Raw genomic sequence first — 16,827 nt, forward strand, 5'->3', positions numbered from 1 at the left:
CACAGCCGATCCGGTTCGGTGAGAGCGGCATGGGCCACGGAGCCTCCAAGGTCAGCAACGGCCGTTGATGGGAGGCTACTGGATGACTGCGTGGACCCTAGCCGCATACCGAACACCGCCGCTTTGTAAGGGCGGACGTGCTCGGCGGCGCAGTTCCCCAGGTCGCTCCGACTGCAGTCGCTGCCCAGGTGAACGGCGCATCTCGACTGTGGCGAACCGTCGTTGACCGTGGTTGACCGCACGATGTGGCACGACTGTGGCACGCACCCGAAGCAACGAGAACGACTCTGCGACCCGCGGGACCTGAGCAGACCGTCCGCAGGCATCCGATTGCGCACCTCGGTACGGGGCCGTTGTCGCACAGTTGGAAACTCAGTGAGACGACTTCGGGTCCTGCGCGAGTTTGGAGCCATCGTCACTCATGGGCAGCGTGACCGGCAGCGACTCGCGGGTCTGCGCCTCCGGGTCCCAGTCAGCCGGCCTGTTCTTGGCATCCCCCTTCCAGGGGTAGCCCTGGGCAATCCAGTCGTTTCGGGCCCTGGCCACGCCCAGGTCCGTCGAATCCTCGTACCCAAACTCGATGCCGCAGCACCCACAGATGTCGAAAGTCGCGACGTCTCCACTTTCGCCCCACGGCGGGTACCCGACGTCCAACCCGCAAACCGGGCAATGATTCCCTGGCCTCTTGCTTCGCATCCTTCTCACCCTAGCGATCGGGCTGCGCTGGACCTGGAAGGCCGGTGGACTCTCGCTGGCTGCGGAATAACCTGTCTTCTTGCCCTGGGTCTTGTCGGAGATCTCGGGGACCTGGGTTTTCGCTGCTCAGGGACGGTGGGCTCGGGCGCCTGGCGGTCGTCGTTGGTCATCATTGGCCGCTGTTGACCAACGTCGTACGGCCCAGAGACGGCCCAGCTTCAGCCCCCTCGACCGACAGCCGGCACCTTCGACACGCCCCGTCTGAACCTCAGCCGACGAAAGTCAGCCACGACGGCGGGTGCGCCGACCGACCACGCACGCGTATGCCTCGCTCCGCCCCCACGAGTCTCAGCCACGCTGTCGCTGCCGTCGACCAGAGCAAGCCGTGACGGCTGGCCCGTGACGACAGGGCCCTCGGCGTGTCGCGGCCAAGGGGCTCGCATACCTTCACGTCATGGACTTCAACATCACCGCGGGGGAGGAAGCCGTCGTGTTCCGCGTGGCGAGCCTCGTCCAGGATGGCCTCTCCCCCACGGATGACGACTTGGCGAAGGAACTGGGTGAAGAGGTTCGCCCAGTGCTGCAAGCGCTCCTGGGCAAGGGTTGGCTTGTGGTTGACGAGGATCGTGAGCTGGCCTTGTCCACGATCGCGCGGCATGTCGTGTCCAGCCGCAGGGATGTCGAGGGGCCGCCGGCGTAGCAAGAGAGCTTGCCGTCGCCCTGGTTCGTTCGCCACAGCGCGGACTACTCGTAGATGGTCGCGGCCTGCAGAGCTCGTGCGAAGAAGGTCCAGTCGCCACTGACCGGCAGCTCGCGGCCGGCATTGCCGTACCAGCCATCGGCGTCATCGACCCATGCCGCCAGAGCCTCCAAGAAGCTCGGGAGGTCCGCGTTCTCCCATGAGCTTCCGTCCTCGGCGCGGCTGCGCTGCAACGAGCGAACGAAGGCGGCCAGGGCCTCTCTGCTGTCGACGTGCTCAGGAGAAACAGTCACCCGGGGGACCCTACTTGGCCCATCGCCCCCGAGGCTTGGTGAGCACCGCCTTGTAAGTTCGATCCGAGACTGCGCCGGCTGCCGTAGTCGATTGGTGCGACGGTCGGACAGAGACGCTGGTGTATGCCCCCGTCCGGCGTCGTTGATGTCAGCTGTGGATGTCAGAGACCTTCTGATCCGTAGCTCTTTGCGGATCGATCGCTGGCGGTCATACCGGTCGCACGAGGACTCCGGACGGGCACTATCGGGCGCGGAAGGTCGCTGAGGCTGCAGTATTTCGCTGCTGTACGGCCGTCGTCACATCTGAGGCTCAGTGTGAGGGATGATCCTTTGGAACTACGGCTGAGGAGGCTTCGTGGATGCTGGCGACCTCGCTACTTGGGTGGGTTCCTCCTTCGCCGCCATAGCGGCTGGGGCCACGATCTGGACGTTGAAGAGCCAGCGCGACCAGATCGACGAGCAGCGTCACTTCATTGCTGAGCAGTCGGCCACGCTGGCACTTGAACGTGCCGAGCTTCGAGCTGCTGCTCACAACCGCAAGATTGCTCAAGCTCGCCAAGTGGAGATGACAGTCAATCTATGGCTGCAGAGCGGAGCCCCGGCAGACGCGAATGGTGAGCCCATCCCCGATACCTTCAGACTCGAGGTGCGCAATCTGAGCGTCGAACCGATTCACGAGGTCACGGTCCGATTCGGGGAGCACGAAGCACAGGAGGCCTCGGCAGCCGTAGAGACCGAGTTGCTTCGCAGGGGCTTGACCATCGTCCCAGACGGGCCGCGGCTGAACGTTCCCGTCCCACTAGTCGGGGCTGGGCGCATCTACCTCTTCACGTCTGATCCGTTGCTTGTCGAGATTAATCGCCACCGTCCTGCCCTTCTTTTCAAAGACAACGCTGGCATCCGGTGGCGACTCAACGAGCACGGCGACTTGCGGGAATTCGCGGCCCCTGGCTAGTTGCACGTTAGCTTAGGTGAGGACGCAAGTCGGCCGTGCGCCAGCGCTCTCAGCTTGGGAAGCTGAGGTGATCTAGGGTTCGCTGTCTAGCTGACCTGTGGTGGAGTGATGTAGGCGCCTAGCGGGCGGTTGGCTGGTTCCCCGTGGTTCCCCACCCAATCTGGCACGGGTCTGGCACGACCTCTTCATCCCGAACTATGGGCGCGACGGTTGCTGAGGTCTGCCGGGCTGGTCAGTCGTCGTTCTGGGGTCAGGAGCGGTCGGTCACAGCCGCGGGGTTCCGCCACAGACGCCTGCCTCCAAACGCACCCGCAGCGCAGGCTGATCCGTCGCCGGCCATGTCCGCACCACAGACTTCTGCCCGTCCCCCTCACGCCAGGGCCGAGCTTCCATCAAGTCGCCGACCGGGGGCGCCAGGCAGGCCCACCGCCCGGCGTCATAGCACTTTGGGGTTGTGCTACCCGGGCTCTTCCACCGGTCGCACAACACGGTCTGCGCTGTCTGCCAATTCGGCGACAAAAAAGGCTTCTTTTGCGTCGGGGCTGTACTTCGACGACTCATTCTTTGTCATTGGGCGCAGTACTGCGAAGCCCGCACCGGAGGGAACTGCGACGTATTTTGTTCCCTTGAGTCCGATGGCGTCTTGCAGGCCCATGCCTTTTTTCCATTCGGACAGCTCGGTCGAAAGGTTTTCGATTATTTTGACTCGCTTATCCTTTGGCAGATTGCGCAACTTAATCGCTGCGGCGTTTGAGAATATGAGCTTTGGCTTACTCATGACATCAATTCCTCGTCACTTACCACGTCCCCGGTCGCCGCGTCGTGCTCGGCGTTGGCGATGCCCGTCGCGACGTCTCGCGTGGGAAGCTCCGATCGGTGCGTCTCCATCTCGACCCCGCCAAGCCCAAGCTTAATTTTCTGCAGTTTCGCGTGAAAGTAGGCCATGAGGAGGACACAAATGCCGCCGAACAAAAACAAGGCCACTGAGCCGGTGCTTTCCTTAAGGAAATTTGCCGAGGCGGCTATCGCCAACAGAATTAGACCGGTGATTGTGAGCGTTAGGCTCGGACGCGTATGCGCGATTTCGTCGCATGTCACGATTGCTCCTAGATGCAGTCCGCTCCCCACTGGCCCGGCTTCCGCTTCGATCGAGCAGACAGATAAATTCGCCGAGCGAACGTGTAGTCATCCCTTGAATACAGTGTGCTCCAGTTCGAGCAAATGTGCCTGACGGGGCGATGATGTGCTGTCCGGCGGCGTCCGCAGCAGGTCTCTGCTCGCCCGTTCCTCACGGGGAGTTTGCCGCGCCTTCTCCTGGTGATGGTGGATCCGCAGACGGGCTGGGCGGTGATGTTCTGTCGACAAGTTCTAGGTAGGCCTGGACTCGGTTGGCTGAGGCGGGGTCCGGTAGGCCCCTAATCTCCTGCTTGATGAGGTGATGTAGTTCACGCTTGTCGGATTCCAGGCGCAGGCTGCGCGCTTCATTCCACTGATCAACGATCGTCCTGTGGCGATCCTGTCGCCAGCTTCGCCACTCAGTCAGGATGGAGGGTGCGAGCAGTGCGAACGCAGTCATGGAAAGGGCTGCCCACCAGGGGGCTCCGCCAAGTGCTGATGCGGCTGAGCTGGTCGCGCCGAGAACTGGAGTGATGACTGAAGAACGCATGCTTGCTCCCTTTCGCACCCCGCGTTGACGCGTGGCGCTGTGTGGCCGGAGGCCGGTGGTAGGTGGTAGGTGAGGGTGGATCCGGGCATGAAAAAGGCCCGAGCTGGTCGCTCGGGCTGCCTGTAGAAGTCCTTGGTGGTGCGGGTGCTCTGAGGGGGCGTCGGCTGTCACGGCACGAAAAAAGCCGCTCCGACGACTCGGAACGGCTCAAGCTGGTGGTGCGGCACGTGCAGCGCAGGCCGCGTGGCGAATGATCGGCCCGCGATGTGGTGAGTCCTACGTTTCCGGTACGGGGGCTGATCCTCGCGGGGGTTCTGGCATGGCGGGGGTTTCCCCAGGGGTCGTCTCGCCGGTCCACTCGTCGCGGGTCTGGCTGTGCAACTCCCACAGGTCGTACCGGACTTGGCCCCGCCCGGAACCATAGGTAGTGATGCGCCCCTCGTGGGCCCAGCGTCGCAACGTACTGGCGGGACGCCCCGTGTAATGAGCTGCGAGATCGGGAGGTACGAGCATTGGTGATCTTCCGGTCACGCGATCACCCCAAGCGATTCGGATCACGAACTGAGAAGCATCGCGCGGCATGCAGGTAACACAAGACTTTCAGACCCTATGTTCGCCGAGGTCCGGGGGTCAAGAGCTCTATCCCAAGACGGCCGGAGACCTGCAACACAAGCTCGGCGGAGTGACTTTGGCCTAGAGCCGCTTTGGCGACCACGCCAGCTCGTGCCCCCTCGATGCGAACTATGGGCGTGAGGGACGCTGAGGTCTGCCGAGCACGTCAGTTGGTCGTCTGGAGCTGGTAGTGGTCGGTTGCGGTCGCGATGGTTGCTGTACTTCGCTGCGGTACAGCACCGGTACAGCACCGGTTCAGCGATGGGGCACGGTCGTCAGAAGGCGTCTCGCCACCAACAATGAGGTGGGTCGCCATACGGCACCGCGTCGGGACGTTTGAGGATCTTTAGATCGAGAGGCTCCACGATGTTGCGGAGCTCCCGCGCGGTCTTCTTGGGGAGAGCGCGGATCGCTAGTTCCAGCAGATCTCGCTCCTCCGCCGGTCCCGGGCAACAGTCCGGAACTCCACACCAGTCGCTGTACGGCGAACCGAGCTGATCCCACGGTGCACGTGCGATGGCAGCCCATCGAGTGAGAGCCTGCTCAACCAGGCCGGGTTGGAGACGCGTCCGCTCCAACTGAATTATCTGTGCCTGAGCCGGGCCAGAGAGCCGACCGAGCTTCGAGTAGCAGCGATGCGCAGCAAAGCGCCTGTTGTCCGCCCGCAAGCGTGAGGGGCGCCTACGCGGCATGGACCTTTCGGATGTGAGTCATGAACGGCAGTCTGACACGCGGCCGCGCTGATGCGAAGGTCGGTGGAGTCAGAGGCAATCCAGAGGCCCTCTTCCGTCAAGGAGAGCCCCTGGTCGACGGCAGGATTTGAACCTGTGGCCTCATCCTTATCAGGTCGATCACAGGTAGCCGTCGGCCCCGGTCGACAAGTCTGGTGCTTCGGGCGAGAGTTCGCTGAGATCTGGTGCTGACCGCCGCTGTTCGCGCTTGTTGGTGTCAGCCGCTGATGTCAGATCTCGTCCATGCTCGCTGGGCCGACGACGCATTTCCCGCTCTCGTCCACTACGTAGATGACGTCACGGGTCCCCACTGCGCCCTCGACCTTGCCGGGCTCGGGGTCGATGAATGGGCAGACGGACTCCACTCCGTGGGCAACGACCTTGTAGGTCGTAGGCCACGGGCGTCCCTCGGTCCACCCAAAGGAGGCACCGCCGCCCTCGCCGGGCTCTCGGTCTGGATCCCCTTCGACCACAAGGCCGAGCTTTCCGCACTGCGGACAACCGAATACGTGGGCATCCCAGACCGACTCGTTGACTACTCGCACCGGCAGTCCTTCATCGGTGGAACTGCCGCACCCCGTAACGGAGACGGCAACGATGCCGAGCGCGACCAGCAGCGAAATGCGCGGCCGCTTCACGCTGCTGGCTAGGTCCAGCGCGCTCCGCAGCAAGAAAACGAGGGTGTTCATTGGGCGCCTCCAGGAGCCTTCGAACGGCAGACGCTCATGTCAGTCAACGGAGATCGTGCAGTCTTTGGAAGGGATGCCAGCGAGGTCACATGCGGCCGCGTCTTCCTGGCTCTGGGATGGGTGTTGCTGGAGATACGCCGCTGTCGCGCGGGTCCCGGCGTCGAAGCAGGTCGGATTCTGTCCCACGATCATGCTGAGGATCTTCAACCGTGCCGTGGCGATCTCGTACTGCCTTAGGGTGTCTCCCCCTCGGGCGATCCGCTGCTGCTGCTTTCGGAACTGGCCGGCCCGCGCATCGAAGTCCTGGCTCGTCTGCTCGCACCTGGTCGACTGCTCGGATGCGCCGTCGTGCTGCGTCGCCCCGACGGCATAGCCGCCCAGGGCGACTGTGATTGCTCCCGCGCTGACCAGCGCGATCATCGAACGCTTCATGGCCGGGGATCGTATACGCCCAGGTGAGGCCACTCGTCACCGGTGCCCGCCGGCCTGCGGCCGACCGGCCCACAGAGCGGTTACCGTTCTCGACTCGGGCCCGCACTCGCTGCGGCCCGGGGCTTGGCCCCGGCGCCGAAGGCGCAGAGGGGCCGAAGCCCAAGGGCCAGCCCGCGCTCGCGCGGGCACTTGAACCAGTAGAGAAAGTTTGAATCACGTCGTGATCGCGGGGCCTGTCCTGCAGAGGGTGCTATCGCAGGTTGACCAGCTCGGGCCGAGCGTTTGACCTGGGACGATGACCTTCATGGAAGCCGATGACTCGTGGGAATCTGTGCCCACGGTAAATGTCCGCCTGTGGCACGCGGATGCCATCGTTCTGTACGACTGGCTGATGAGCACCGATTTGGACACGGTGCCGATCACGCACCCCGCACAGAAGCAGGCGTTGGCAGACCTTCTAGGCCGTCTTGAGTGGGCGACTGATGTCGATGTCACGGAGTCCACCTCCGAGGAGATCTCTGCTGCGCAAGCGGAGGTTGCCAAGGACATGGGCTGGTAGGGCCTCGGTTGATCGGCGTGAACTGGATGGTGCTCCCACGCTTGAGGCCTGTGCGCGCGGGGCCGTGTGACTTCTGAGGTGGGTGCTTGCCGAGCCTTGGTGTAGAACGCTGGGTATGGGGAGTGAGCGGCAGGAACGAATGCGGGCGCTGGGGGCACTTCTTCGGGCCCTGCGGGTGGATGTCGGCCTGACGGGTGCCGTGTTGGCGCAGCGGGCTGGAGTGGGTCAGCCGACGGTTTCCAAGGTGGAGAACGGGCGAATGGTTCCCAGCCGTGATGTCCTCCATCGCCTGTCCGGAGCTCTCGGCCTGGATGCTTCTGCCGTCGCGGAGTTGCGGGTGGCTCTCGCCGAAGTCGAGTCAGCTCCTTCCGCGAGTGCAGGCGAGACTCTGCCGGGCTTGAGTGTCTCCGCGGATGCCGTCGTCGACCTAGCGGTGCGTGGGGCCCGGCTCGTTCGCTCCTTTCAGTGCGTGGTCCTGCCGGCCATCCTTCAGAGTGCGGAGTACGCGCGGCACGTCTTCGCGAGCACGCCGGGCGCGGATGCGGCAGAGGTCGGAGAGGCTGTTGCGGCTCGGGTGGATCGTCAGAGCGTCTTGTACGAACCCGGGCGAGAGTCGGTCTTCGTGGTGACGGAGGGCGTGCTGCGGACGTGGCCCGGCAGTCCGGCGCTCATGCTTGCTCAGCTCGACCGACTGCTCGCGGTGGAGAGCCTGACCACTGTTCGGTTCGGGGTGCTCCCGTGGGATCGACCGGTGCCGGTCATGCCGCGACACGGCTTCACCTTGTGCGACCAAGAGACGGTGGTCGTGGAGACCTTCCGGGATGAGCGGGCGGAGAAGGATCCGGACGTGTTCGCGTCGTACGAGGAGTCGTTCGCCCAGTTCGAGCGTGCGGCGGTGTTCGGTGATGAGGTGCGGGAACTGTTGATGCGGATCATGGGTGATCTGCGAGTCCTGCCTGAGGACGTCACTCCATAGAGGAATAATTCCTCTGAATGCCTAGAAGCTTGGCGTGTCGAGGAATACGCTGCCTGCGTGCTGTCTAGCCCTCTAGACGAGGAGTGTTCCTCTTGCTTGCGAAGTGGCGCCGTCCGTTCCCTGGCCTGCCGCAACAGGTCGCAGAAGCCCGATACTTCGTCGCCGCCCTGATGGAGGCCGAGGGGCCCCGCATGGTGGAGAGCGCCGTCCTCATCGTCAGTGAGCTGGCCTCCAACGCTGTCCGGCACTCCCGGAGCGGTCGTAAGGGCGGCTGGTTTCTCGTGATCGTCGTACTCGACGATGACCGGGTGCGTATCGAGGTGACCGACGAGGGAGGCGACGCCAGACCGCAACTGCTCGCCGCCAATGACTGGGAGGAAGAGGGTGGGCGCGGGCTGTTGCTCATGGCGACCTGCGCCAAGGACTGGGGAGTGAAGGAGCGGATGCACGGCCGGTCCGTTTGGGCCGAGCTCGCGCGAGCTGGCGCATGATCCCCGCCGTTCTGGCCGGCCGCGTTGCATACCCTGACGGCGGCGGGGGGTGAGCCCTCGCGGGGTCCCTGGATATCGGTCCGGCTTCTATGTGGTTGATGTCCGTACGGGACGCCGTCTCCCGCCTGAATCGTCTAGGGCCCTAGACTCCTGGGTGCGTCTAGGAGGTGTGGGTATGTCGGACGAGATGCAACGGATCGCGGCCATCGATGATCCGTACTTGCTGCTGCGTGAGGTCACGACCAGGTTGGCCGACGCTCAGCAGGAAGTTACGGAACTCGCCCGGCTGCGCCGGCGCGTAGTGCAGGACCTGCATGCGCAGGGGCTGTCGTACGCACAGATCGCGGCAAAGGCCGGCCTGAGCCGCGGGCGCATCCATCAGATCCGGCACACCGGTCCGGCTCCGGAAGGGGCCTTCCTCGGGCGAGGCGCCGTCACCGTGGCCACTCCTCTGCGCCGCGATGATGAGCGTGGACGCACCGTAGTCGCCGTAGGCGACGTCAGTTCGGGGAAGCGGCTGGAGGACCTGGCGCGGTCTTACGGGCTCGACGTCCTCTCGGAACACGTGTCGGTGAGCGGCGAGATCGACCTCAACCGTGACGGCCTGGTCGTGGTCTGCGGCCCCCGGATGTCCCAGCAGATGTGGGACACGTATGGCCAAGACCCGGTGCTGAGCTGGGAGCAGGCGGACGACGGGCCCTGGACGGTTGTCGACAGGCGCACGGGCGCTGCGTACCGGTCCGGTCAGGACAGCGACCCTTCCCGTCCGTACGACGTCGGGTACCTCGGCAGACTGCGTCGGCCGGATGGGGCGGGCTCGCTGTTGGCTATCGCCGGAATTCATACGCAGGGCTCCCTCGGCGTCGTCCAGTTGCTCTCCTCCGACCTGAACACCTTGTGGGGGCAGGTCGGTGAGCACTGCTTCTCCACTCTCGTGGGAGTCGAGTACGACCCCGAGACCGGCGAACCCCGCAGCGTCGAACTGCTTTGCCCGCTCTACCGTCACGACGAGGAGCCGGCGGCGTGACGATCGCGCTGGTCTCGCTCCCTGCGTTGCCCGACATGCCGAACGAGGATTTCGCCGCTGCCTCATTCGGGGCCGCGGTACTCCTCGATGGTGCGGGAGTGGCCGGGGGTGAGACTGGCTGCGAGCACGGTGTCGCCTGGTTCTCCTCGACGCTGGGCGGGGTCCTGCTGGGCACGCTCGTCGGGCGGCCGGGCCTCCCGGTGGCCGAGTGTCTGAGTCATGCGATCCGTACCGTCCGGTCGCTGCATGAGGGTGACTGCGACCTGCACCATCCGGCCAGCCCAACCAGCACGGTGGTTGCCGCGAGGGCCTTGGCGGGCACCCTGGAATACGCGGTCCTCGGAGACTCGGCGCTACTCCTGGCCGGTAGTGACGGCACGCTCGACGTCGTCACGGACCGGCGGTTGGACGTGGTAGGCAAGCAACTGCGTGGGCCCGTCGACGCGTTGTCCACGGGTTCGCCCGAACATGCCGCCGCTCTTGCTGAGTACAGGAGTGTCCTAACTCGGCTGCGCAACCGGCCCGAGGGTTTCTGGATTGCGGGGCCTGACCCGGAAGCGGCCCAACATGCGCTCACTGGTTCCGTCCCACTGGAGTCGTTGGCGTCCCTGGTGCTGATGAGCGACGGGGCCACTCGCCTCGTCGACCGGTTCGAACTCGCTACCTGGGATGAGCTGTTCGCGCTCGTGACTGCGTCCGGTCCTGCTGAGGTGATTCGCCGGGTGCGCGACGCTGAAGCTGACGACCCTGGCGGCCGGCGGTGGCCGAGGGGCAAGGCTCGGGACGACGCCACTGTGCTGCATTGGACGCTGCCGTAGCCGCTCCGGCTCGCGAAGCTTTTTGTTTACCCCCCTAGACAGTTGATGAGTCGTCGGCTTACTGTTGACGTCAACCCCCCTAGACAGTCGGGGTGGCTCCCTCCCTGGGCTGTCTAGGGGGGTATCCAATCAAGATGACGCCGGGAGCGGCGTCACAGACTCAGTGAGGTCAACAGAATGCGTGTCATCCCCGTGGACACTTCGGCCGCGACGCTGCTCGTCACCAAGCTGCCCGAGGTGAAGGTGAAGGACCGCCAGACGGGCGAGATCGCCGTGGACCCGGTGACCAACGACCGGTTGATGGTGCTGGAGGTGGTGTTCATTGCCCAGGGCGGCTCGGACATGGTCAAGGTGACCGTGCCCGCCAAGGGCGTCGGCGAGGGTCTGGTCATGGGTACGCCGGTGATCCTTTCCGGCCTGGTTGCACGGCCGTGGGAGAGCGAGTTCGGCGGCCGGGCCCGGCACGGGATCGCCTACCGGGCCGATGCCGTTATGGCCAACGTCCCTGCTGCGGTGCAGGGCTGAGCGCCATGACCGACTCCGTGTGGACGCTGCTCCTGGCGCTAGTGGCCCTGGCCGTGATCTTGCAGGTACTGCGGCGCCGGTTACCGGTCGTCTTCTGGTGGCTCATCGGCTATCCGGTCGTCGCGCTGCGCGTGCTCACCACGTACCGCGCCACCATGGACGCGTGCGGCCTGACAGTCCCGGCCTCGGCCGTACGGCGGGCAACGGCCCGGATGATGGGGCGGGAGGCGTCACCCGTTCCGCCGCGCCGGTCGCTTCCTCTGCCCACCGGCTCGGGGCTCGTGATGCGGCTGCGGATGGCGACCGGGCAGGCGCCGGAGGATTTCATGGCCTCCGCTGACCGGCTGCGCCACGCCTGGGCGGCGCACGCCGTCCATATCCGCCCGACCAAGCCGGGGCGCCTCGAACTGCGGCTCATCGGCTGGGACGTACTTGCCAACGTGCGTCCCGCCCGGCGCCGGCTCTCTGGCGGACCGCTGACCCTGCCTCTCGCCCTGCGGGACGACGGGAGCTGGCACGTACGGGACTTCCGCACCGTGCCGCACGAACTGATCCTCGGTGCTACCCAGTCCGGCAAGTCCGTCTACCTGCGCAACCTGCTGTGCGGCCTGGCCCGGCAACGGGTCGTCCTCGTCGGCATCGACTGCAAGTGGGGCGTCGAACTAGCGCCGTTCGCGCCCCGGTTGTCCGCGCTCGCTGATACTTCGGACCGTGCGAACGAACTCCTGGACGTCCTCCTGGAGGAGATGGAGGAGCGGTTCCGATTGATCGGTGTCACCTCTGGAGCGGGCCCGGACGCCGTGCTCACGTCTGACGTCTGGGGACTGCCCGATGCGGTGCGGCCCGTACCGATCGTGGTCGTCGTCGACGAGGTGGCGGAACTCTTCCTCGCCGCGAGCCGCGATGACGAGAAGCGCCGGGACGCCATGGTCACCAAGCTGATCCGCATCGCCCAGCTCGGCCGCGCCGCGGGCATCTACCTGGAGGTGTGCGGACAGCGCTTCGGCTCCGAACTCGGCAAGGGCGCCACCATGCTGCGGGCCCAGCTCACCGGCCGCGTCTGCCACCGCGTCAACGACGAGTCCTCCGCGAACATGGCCCTCGCCGACATCTCCCCGGAAGCCGCGCTCGCCGCGACCGGCATTCCCGCTGACCGCCCCGGTGTGGCCGTCGTCGGTGACTCCTCGGGCGGCTGGTCCCGCGCCCGCTCACCGCACCTCACCCTGGACGACGCCGCAGCCGTCTGCCGCGCCACCGTCGACCTGGTCCCGGCCCTGCCCCGCCTCGCCACCTTCCGGCCGCACGCCGCCCTGGCCACCGACAAACCGTCGCCCTCGATCGCTGCCGTGTCGGCCGCGCACCCGGTGACCGAGTAGCAGCCCTTCCCACCCCGGTCGGCGTGACCGCCTCGCGCCGTGTCCCTACCCCTCCCATGCCTCGAACCGGAAGGAGTCCGTACCGATGCGCGCCCTCCCGACCCGTGTGGACGCCGTGATCATCCAAGCCGTCATCGCGGGCGCCCTGTCCTTCTCGCACCTGCACGACCTGGCCGAAGCGGCTGGACAGGGCGGCTGGAAGGCGTGGGCCTATCCGGTCTCCGTCGACCTGCTCCTCGTCGCTGCCTGGCGTCGAATGCGCGAACAGCAGTGTTCGGGGCTCCCATCCGGCGGGTCGCGGCTGTGGTTCCTCGTCGCCCTCGCCGCATCCCTCGGCGCCAACATCGCCACCGCCGGACTCCTTGACCTGGCCCACGTTCCCGCGCTGCTCCGTGTGGTCGTCGCGGGTTGGCCAGCCGTCGCCTTCTTCGGCGGCACCCTGCTGGCCCACACACCCCGTACCTCGGATTCCGCCGACCGTGGCGCGTCGGCTGTATCCGAGGCGGGCGGAGCGGTGGTGTCGGCCCCGACTCCCGCACTCTCCGAACCGACAGCAAGCGGCACGGCCGACCCGGAACCCATTCCGGCCTTGGAGCCCGTGGCCGACCCGGGCCCGGCGCCGGTGTCCACCTCGGCCGTCCACCTTCCGCCCGCCCTCGTCGATCGTGCCCAAGCGCTCGCCCGAGAGCTCCACTCCAGGACCGGTGAACCCGCCGACCCCGACACCATCCGCGCTCGGCTCGGACTGCCCGCGTCCATGACGCCGGCCGTCGCCGCACACCTCTGACCAGGGAGACGCCCGCCATGACCCCGCGCTTCCGCGACGTCCGCCGTATCGGCCCCGTCCAGGTTGCCTCGTACCTCTCCCGAGGCCGTAACCGACACGTGGCCGCCTGCACCGCCCCGCACTGCGACTTCTCCGCGGAGTACGACAGCCGCGCCGCCGCCGAACTCGCTGCCCGCATCCACCGCTGCCGCGCCTGACAGGAGACGACAGACGTGCACGTCCCGCTCTGGCTCGCCCTCCTCGCCGTTGGGGCCCTCGGAGTCCGACTCGCCCGCCCGCCGTGGTGGCTCGTCATCGTGCTCCTCCTCGGCGGCTACCTCGCCGCCGGGAGCTTCCTCGCCCCCGCCGTTGACCCCGTCCTCAAGTAACGCAACTGCACAGAAGGGAATCCACCCCATGTTCAAGCCCAAGTACCCGCCACAGGACACCGCCCCGGTACCCGCAGCGCCGCCCTCGACCGTCCACAGTCCGGTTCCCTTCCAGAGTGCTTCGGCCCCTGCTCCCACAGCGCGGCTGGCTTCGAACCGTCCTGCCGTGCAGCTCACCCCGGGGAGCGCGCTGACCCTCGTGGTGGGCGGCTCCGCCGCCGTCCTGGTCGTGGGCGCCGTCCTGGTCTCCCTGCTCCTCGCCGTCGCGATCACCGCCGCCTCCGTGGCCGTCTGCGCGGTCACCGTCCGCTCGATCCTCAAGAGCGACCGCCGCTGACTTCACTTCTTCCGTGCACTGGCTTGCCCATGGTGTCTAGCCCCCTGGACAAGCCAGTCCGTCTCGAATCCCGTTCCCTCAAGGAGGAACCCGCACATGCGCCCCGAGGCTCCGACCGGAGCCGTCCGCCAACTGGCGACCCTCGCCCAGTACGGCGACCTCAGCACCTACGCGCACCAGATCCAACGACTCGGTGGCTGCGAGCGGCCTGTACGGATGGAGGGCCGCCGCCTAGACGTCCTCGCCGCCACCGGCGAAATCGTCCGAGAGATCGCCGACCGCGACCTTCCCGCCGGGCAACTCCTCATCCGCTGCAATAACCGCCGCGCAACCCGCTGTGCCGCCTGTGCCGAGGTCTATCGCCGGGACACCTTCCACCTCGTCACAGCGGGCCTGAGCGGTGGCAAGGGCATTGGTCCCGCGGTCGCCGAACACCCTCGCGTCTTCGCCACCTTCACCGCACCGTCCTTCGGCCCTGTCCACAACCGGCCCGGTGGCGGTCGCTGCCGCTGTGGGCGCCTGCACGCGGATGGAGACGCCGTTCTCGGCACCCCGCTGGATGCGGACCGCTACGACTACAGCGCCGCCGTCCTGTGGAACGCCCACGCCGGTGCCTTATGGGCCCGCTTCGTCACGTACCTCCGCCAGCAGCTCGCGTCTCGCGCGGGCATCGGCCGTTCGGAGCTGCGCAACTGCCTCAAGGTGTCGTACGCCAAGGTCGCCGAGTACCAGCGACGGGGCGCCGTCCACTTCCATGCCGTGATCCGTCTCGACGGCCCGGACGGAGCCGAGGACACCCCGCCGGCCTGGGCCACCACCGAACTCCTCACCGACGCCATCCGCTCGGCCACCGCGCTCGCCGAGACTCCCGGCCCGGTCCTCGACGGCCGGGCCTACGCCTTCCGCTTCGGTGAACAGCTCGACGTCCGCCCCATCCAGTCCGCCGACTTCACCGGCCCCACCAACCTGAGCAGCCGTGCCGTCGCCGCCTACATCGCCAAGTACGCGACCAAGGGTGCCGAAAGCGCGACAGGCACGCTCGACCGCCCGATCCGCAACCCCGTCACCGACCTCATCGGCGCCGAAGTCACCGACCACGCACGGCAGATGATCCTCACCTGCTGGCGCCTCGGTGGCCTCCCCGAGCTCGAGGAACTGCGCCTTCGCAAGTGGGCTCACATGCTCGGCTTCCGCGGCCACTTCTCCACCAAGTCCCGCGCCTACTCCGTCACCCTCGGCGCCCTCCGCCAGGAACGCGCCGACCACAACGAAGCACGCACCCGCGAACGCGCCGCCGAGGCGGGACACCCGCTGCCCGACCCGGACACCGTCCTCGTCCTCTCCCACTGGCGGTTCGCCGGCACCGGCCTGACCGCCGCAGAAGCCTTGTTCGCCGCATCACGACAACCGGCCTCAGTCGACGTAGAAGGAGAGAACGACAATGCGTGATGACGAACTGCTCACTGTCGCCGAGGTGATGACACGTCTTCGGCTCGGCCGGTCCACCGTCTATGACCTGATCCGTACGCGGCGGCTGCCCTCGGTCACGATCGGCCGGTGTCGGCGCATTCCGGCTTCCGCCCTGGGCCACTTCATCGCGGAAGAGATGGAGCGTGCCGCCTGATGGCTATGCGTCGCAGCCGTGGTGACGGTGGCCTGCACTGGGACGAGAAGAGGCAGCGTTGGATCGCCACGGCCAACCTTGGGTTCGACCCGAGCGGGAAGCGGATCGTCAAGCGGGGGAGTGGCAAGACCAAGACCGAGGCGAAGCAGAAGCTCAAGGAGGTGTTGCGGGACCACGAAGACGGCCTCGCCATCGCGCCGACCAACTACACGGTCAAGGACGCGGTGACGGACTGGCTGACGTATGGCCTGGCGGGCCTCGACCCCAGCACGGTTGAGACCGTGACGTTCCTGAGCGACAAGCACGTCATCCCGTCGCTCGGCGCTCGGAAGCTTCGCGACCTCAGCGCGGAGGATGTGGATCGCTGGCTCTCCACCAAAGCCAAGACCCTCAGCACCCGCACTCTCCAGTCGCTTCACTCGTGTCTGAACCGCGCCGTCAAGCGGGCCATGGCGCGGGACAAGGTGAAGCGGAACGTCGTCGAGCTGTGCTCGGTGCCGCAGGGGCAGACGGGGCGGCCGTCCAAGGCGCTCACCTTCGCTCAGGCTGAGGCAGTGCTGAAGGGGGCCGAAGGGACCTCGATGTACGCGTACATCGTCCTAGCCCCGTTGACCGGTGCCCGGACCGAGGAACTGCGGGCCCTCACCTGGGACCACGTCTTCCTCAAGGGGCGACCGGACTTCGAACCGCCGCAGCCTCCGCACATCGCTGTGTGGCGTTCGGTCCGGCGGAGCGGGGACACCAAGACCCGCAAGTCCCGGCGCACGCTCGCCCTGCCGGCGCGCTGCGTCGAAGCCCTCTGGCGGCAATTCGAAGATCAGGGCTGGGATCGGCTCGCCGCCGACGAGGAATGGGAGGAACACGGGCTCGTCTTCTCCTCGGCCGTCGGCAAGCCGCTCGACGCTGCCAACGTTCGCCGTGCCTTCCGCCAGGCGCTCAAGGGCATCGACGGAATCGACGCAGCGGAGTGGACGCCCCGGGAGCTCCGGCACAGCTTCGTGTCCCTGCTCTCCGACCGGGGCGTCCCGCTGGAGGAGATCTCCCGGCTCGTCGGGCACTCCGGTACGGCCGTGACGGAGGAGGTCTACCGGAAGCAGATCAGGCCCGTGATCCAGACCGGTGCCGTGGCCATGGACGGCATCTTCGGCTCCGACTGACGCGGCTC

21 protein-coding genes are annotated in these 16,827 nt (G+C 66.5%); 16 read left to right on the plus strand and 5 right to left on the minus strand.

Annotated elements, in window-relative coordinates; translation table 11 throughout:
* The first annotated feature begins 1,150 nt into the window (after positions 1 to 1,150).
* The gene (locus ACF07B_RS19990; protein ID WP_392179846.1) at positions 1,151 to 1,396 is read left to right on the plus strand and encodes a hypothetical protein; all 246 of its coding nucleotides are present in this window, start codon (positions 1,151 to 1,153) and stop codon (positions 1,394 to 1,396) included.
* A gap of 44 nt (positions 1,397 to 1,440) precedes the next feature.
* On the opposite strand, the gene ACF07B_RS19995 is transcribed toward ACF07B_RS19990, so the two are convergent.
* A complete protein-coding gene (locus tag ACF07B_RS19995; RefSeq protein WP_392179847.1) occupies positions 1,441 to 1,689 on the minus strand; it encodes a hypothetical protein in 249 nt (82 codons plus the stop codon).
* 355 nt (positions 1,690 to 2,044) lie between these two features.
* Between ACF07B_RS19995 and ACF07B_RS20000 the strand changes: the two genes are divergently transcribed.
* Positions 2,045 to 2,644 (plus strand): hypothetical protein, encoded by a 600-nt coding sequence (locus tag ACF07B_RS20000; protein ID WP_392179848.1) that lies wholly within the window; start codon positions 2,045 to 2,047, stop codon positions 2,642 to 2,644.
* 457 nt (positions 2,645 to 3,101) lie between these two features.
* On the opposite strand, the gene ACF07B_RS20005 is transcribed toward ACF07B_RS20000, so the two are convergent.
* The 4 genes from ACF07B_RS20005 to ACF07B_RS20020 all read right to left on the minus strand — a co-directional run bounded on the left by ACF07B_RS20005 (position 3,102) and on the right by ACF07B_RS20020 (position 6,774).
* Positions 3,102 to 3,422 (minus strand): hypothetical protein, encoded by a 321-nt coding sequence (locus ACF07B_RS20005; protein WP_392179849.1) that lies wholly within the window; start codon positions 3,420 to 3,422, stop codon positions 3,102 to 3,104.
* A complete protein-coding gene (locus ACF07B_RS20010) occupies positions 3,419 to 3,742 on the minus strand; it encodes a hypothetical protein (protein ID WP_392179850.1) in 324 nt (107 codons plus the stop codon). The genes ACF07B_RS20005 and ACF07B_RS20010 overlap by 4 nt, the downstream gene beginning before the upstream one ends.
* Positions 3,743 to 5,883: 2,141 nt before the next feature.
* Entirely contained in the window at positions 5,884 to 6,342 is a 459-nt protein-coding gene (locus tag ACF07B_RS20015; protein WP_392179851.1) for a hypothetical protein, read from the minus strand.
* A 39-nt stretch (positions 6,343 to 6,381) separates the two neighbouring features.
* Positions 6,382 to 6,774, minus strand: coding sequence for a hypothetical protein (locus ACF07B_RS20020; RefSeq protein WP_392179852.1), 393 nt, complete (start codon positions 6,772 to 6,774; stop codon positions 6,382 to 6,384).
* A gap of 304 nt (positions 6,775 to 7,078) precedes the next feature.
* Here ACF07B_RS20020 and ACF07B_RS20025 point away from each other — a divergent pair, with 304 nt between their 5' ends.
* From ACF07B_RS20025 to xerC, 14 genes are all read left to right on the plus strand, one after another.
* On the plus strand, positions 7,079 to 7,333 hold the full coding sequence (locus tag ACF07B_RS20025) for a hypothetical protein (protein WP_392179853.1): 255 nt from the start codon (positions 7,079 to 7,081) through the stop codon (positions 7,331 to 7,333).
* Between the two features lie 139 nt (positions 7,334 to 7,472).
* The gene (locus ACF07B_RS20030; protein ID WP_392179890.1) at positions 7,473 to 8,309 is read left to right on the plus strand and encodes a helix-turn-helix domain-containing protein; all 837 of its coding nucleotides are present in this window, start codon (positions 7,473 to 7,475) and stop codon (positions 8,307 to 8,309) included.
* 92 nt (positions 8,310 to 8,401) lie between these two features.
* Positions 8,402 to 8,800: an ATP-binding protein gene (locus ACF07B_RS20035; protein WP_392179854.1), complete on the plus strand. Its 399-nt coding sequence runs from the start codon at positions 8,402 to 8,404 to the stop codon at positions 8,798 to 8,800.
* A gap of 175 nt (positions 8,801 to 8,975) precedes the next feature.
* Positions 8,976 to 9,827: a sigma-70 family RNA polymerase sigma factor gene (locus ACF07B_RS20040; protein ID WP_392179855.1), complete on the plus strand. Its 852-nt coding sequence runs from the start codon at positions 8,976 to 8,978 to the stop codon at positions 9,825 to 9,827.
* Positions 9,824 to 10,645, plus strand: coding sequence for a protein phosphatase 2C domain-containing protein (locus ACF07B_RS20045; protein ID WP_392179856.1), 822 nt, complete (start codon positions 9,824 to 9,826; stop codon positions 10,643 to 10,645). The genes ACF07B_RS20040 and ACF07B_RS20045 overlap by 4 nt, the downstream gene beginning before the upstream one ends.
* Positions 10,646 to 10,822: 177 nt before the next feature.
* Positions 10,823 to 11,170, plus strand: a complete 348-nt coding sequence (locus ACF07B_RS20050; protein ID WP_392179857.1) for a hypothetical protein — start codon at positions 10,823 to 10,825, stop codon at positions 11,168 to 11,170.
* A gap of 5 nt (positions 11,171 to 11,175) precedes the next feature.
* The gene (locus tag ACF07B_RS20055) at positions 11,176 to 12,546 is read left to right on the plus strand and encodes an FtsK/SpoIIIE domain-containing protein (protein WP_392179858.1); all 1,371 of its coding nucleotides are present in this window, start codon (positions 11,176 to 11,178) and stop codon (positions 12,544 to 12,546) included.
* Between the two features lie 85 nt (positions 12,547 to 12,631).
* Positions 12,632 to 13,333 carry a DUF2637 domain-containing protein gene (locus tag ACF07B_RS20060; protein ID WP_392179859.1) on the plus strand — a complete coding sequence of 234 codons (702 nt, stop codon included), beginning with the start codon at positions 12,632 to 12,634 and terminating at the stop codon, positions 13,331 to 13,333.
* Between the two features lie 17 nt (positions 13,334 to 13,350).
* Positions 13,351 to 13,530: a mobile element transfer protein gene (locus ACF07B_RS20065; RefSeq protein ID WP_356753204.1), complete on the plus strand. Its 180-nt coding sequence runs from the start codon at positions 13,351 to 13,353 to the stop codon at positions 13,528 to 13,530.
* A 15-nt stretch (positions 13,531 to 13,545) separates the two neighbouring features.
* Entirely contained in the window at positions 13,546 to 13,701 is a 156-nt protein-coding gene (locus ACF07B_RS20070; protein ID WP_389089161.1) for a hypothetical protein, read from the plus strand.
* A gap of 28 nt (positions 13,702 to 13,729) precedes the next feature.
* On the plus strand, positions 13,730 to 14,038 hold the full coding sequence (locus ACF07B_RS20075; RefSeq protein WP_392179860.1) for a SpdD protein: 309 nt from the start codon (positions 13,730 to 13,732) through the stop codon (positions 14,036 to 14,038).
* A 96-nt stretch (positions 14,039 to 14,134) separates the two neighbouring features.
* On the plus strand, positions 14,135 to 15,487 hold the full coding sequence (locus ACF07B_RS20080; protein WP_392179861.1) for a replication initiator: 1,353 nt from the start codon (positions 14,135 to 14,137) through the stop codon (positions 15,485 to 15,487).
* Positions 15,480 to 15,662 carry a helix-turn-helix domain-containing protein gene (locus ACF07B_RS20085; RefSeq protein ID WP_261704757.1) on the plus strand — a complete coding sequence of 61 codons (183 nt, stop codon included), beginning with the start codon at positions 15,480 to 15,482 and terminating at the stop codon, positions 15,660 to 15,662. Before ACF07B_RS20080 ends, ACF07B_RS20085 begins: the two co-directional genes overlap by 8 nt.
* The gene (xerC, locus tag ACF07B_RS20090; protein ID WP_392179862.1) at positions 15,662 to 16,819 is read left to right on the plus strand and encodes a tyrosine recombinase XerC; all 1,158 of its coding nucleotides are present in this window, start codon (positions 15,662 to 15,664) and stop codon (positions 16,817 to 16,819) included. The genes ACF07B_RS20085 and xerC overlap by 1 nt, the downstream gene beginning before the upstream one ends.
* The last annotated feature ends 8 nt before the right edge of the window (positions 16,820 to 16,827 follow it).

This window comes from Streptomyces sp. NPDC015532 (genome assembly GCF_043078065.1).
GTDB lineage: Bacteria > Actinomycetota > Actinomycetes > Streptomycetales > Streptomycetaceae > Streptomyces.

Excerpts from the sequence above, each read along its gene's own strand:
- ACF07B_RS20015 (WP_392179851.1), bottom strand. The coding sequence starts at position 6,342 with ATGAACACCCTCGTTTTCTTGCTGCGGAGCGCGCTGGACCTAGCCAGC.
- ACF07B_RS20050 (WP_392179857.1), top strand. The coding sequence starts at position 10,823 with ATGCGTGTCATCCCCGTGGACACTTCGGCCGCGACGCTGCTCGTCACC.
- ACF07B_RS20005 (WP_392179849.1), bottom strand. The coding sequence starts at position 3,422 with ATGAGTAAGCCAAAGCTCATATTCTCAAACGCCGCAGCGATTAAGTTG.
- ACF07B_RS20075 (WP_392179860.1), top strand. The coding sequence starts at position 13,730 with ATGTTCAAGCCCAAGTACCCGCCACAGGACACCGCCCCGGTACCCGCA.
- ACF07B_RS20020 (WP_392179852.1), bottom strand. The coding sequence starts at position 6,774 with ATGAAGCGTTCGATGATCGCGCTGGTCAGCGCGGGAGCAATCACAGTC.
- xerC (WP_392179862.1), top strand. The coding sequence starts at position 15,662 with ATGGCTATGCGTCGCAGCCGTGGTGACGGTGGCCTGCACTGGGACGAG.
- ACF07B_RS20085 (WP_261704757.1), top strand. The coding sequence starts at position 15,480 with ATGCGTGATGACGAACTGCTCACTGTCGCCGAGGTGATGACACGTCTT.
- ACF07B_RS20055 (WP_392179858.1), top strand. The coding sequence starts at position 11,176 with ATGACCGACTCCGTGTGGACGCTGCTCCTGGCGCTAGTGGCCCTGGCC.
- ACF07B_RS20040 (WP_392179855.1), top strand. The coding sequence starts at position 8,976 with ATGTCGGACGAGATGCAACGGATCGCGGCCATCGATGATCCGTACTTG.
- ACF07B_RS20080 (WP_392179861.1), top strand. The coding sequence starts at position 14,135 with ATGCGCCCCGAGGCTCCGACCGGAGCCGTCCGCCAACTGGCGACCCTC.
- ACF07B_RS20025 (WP_392179853.1), top strand. The coding sequence starts at position 7,079 with ATGGAAGCCGATGACTCGTGGGAATCTGTGCCCACGGTAAATGTCCGC.
- ACF07B_RS19990 (WP_392179846.1), top strand. The coding sequence starts at position 1,151 with ATGGACTTCAACATCACCGCGGGGGAGGAAGCCGTCGTGTTCCGCGTG.
- ACF07B_RS20065 (WP_356753204.1), top strand. The coding sequence starts at position 13,351 with ATGACCCCGCGCTTCCGCGACGTCCGCCGTATCGGCCCCGTCCAGGTT.
- ACF07B_RS20030 (WP_392179890.1), top strand. The coding sequence starts at position 7,473 with ATGCGGGCGCTGGGGGCACTTCTTCGGGCCCTGCGGGTGGATGTCGGC.
- ACF07B_RS20060 (WP_392179859.1), top strand. The coding sequence starts at position 12,632 with ATGCGCGCCCTCCCGACCCGTGTGGACGCCGTGATCATCCAAGCCGTC.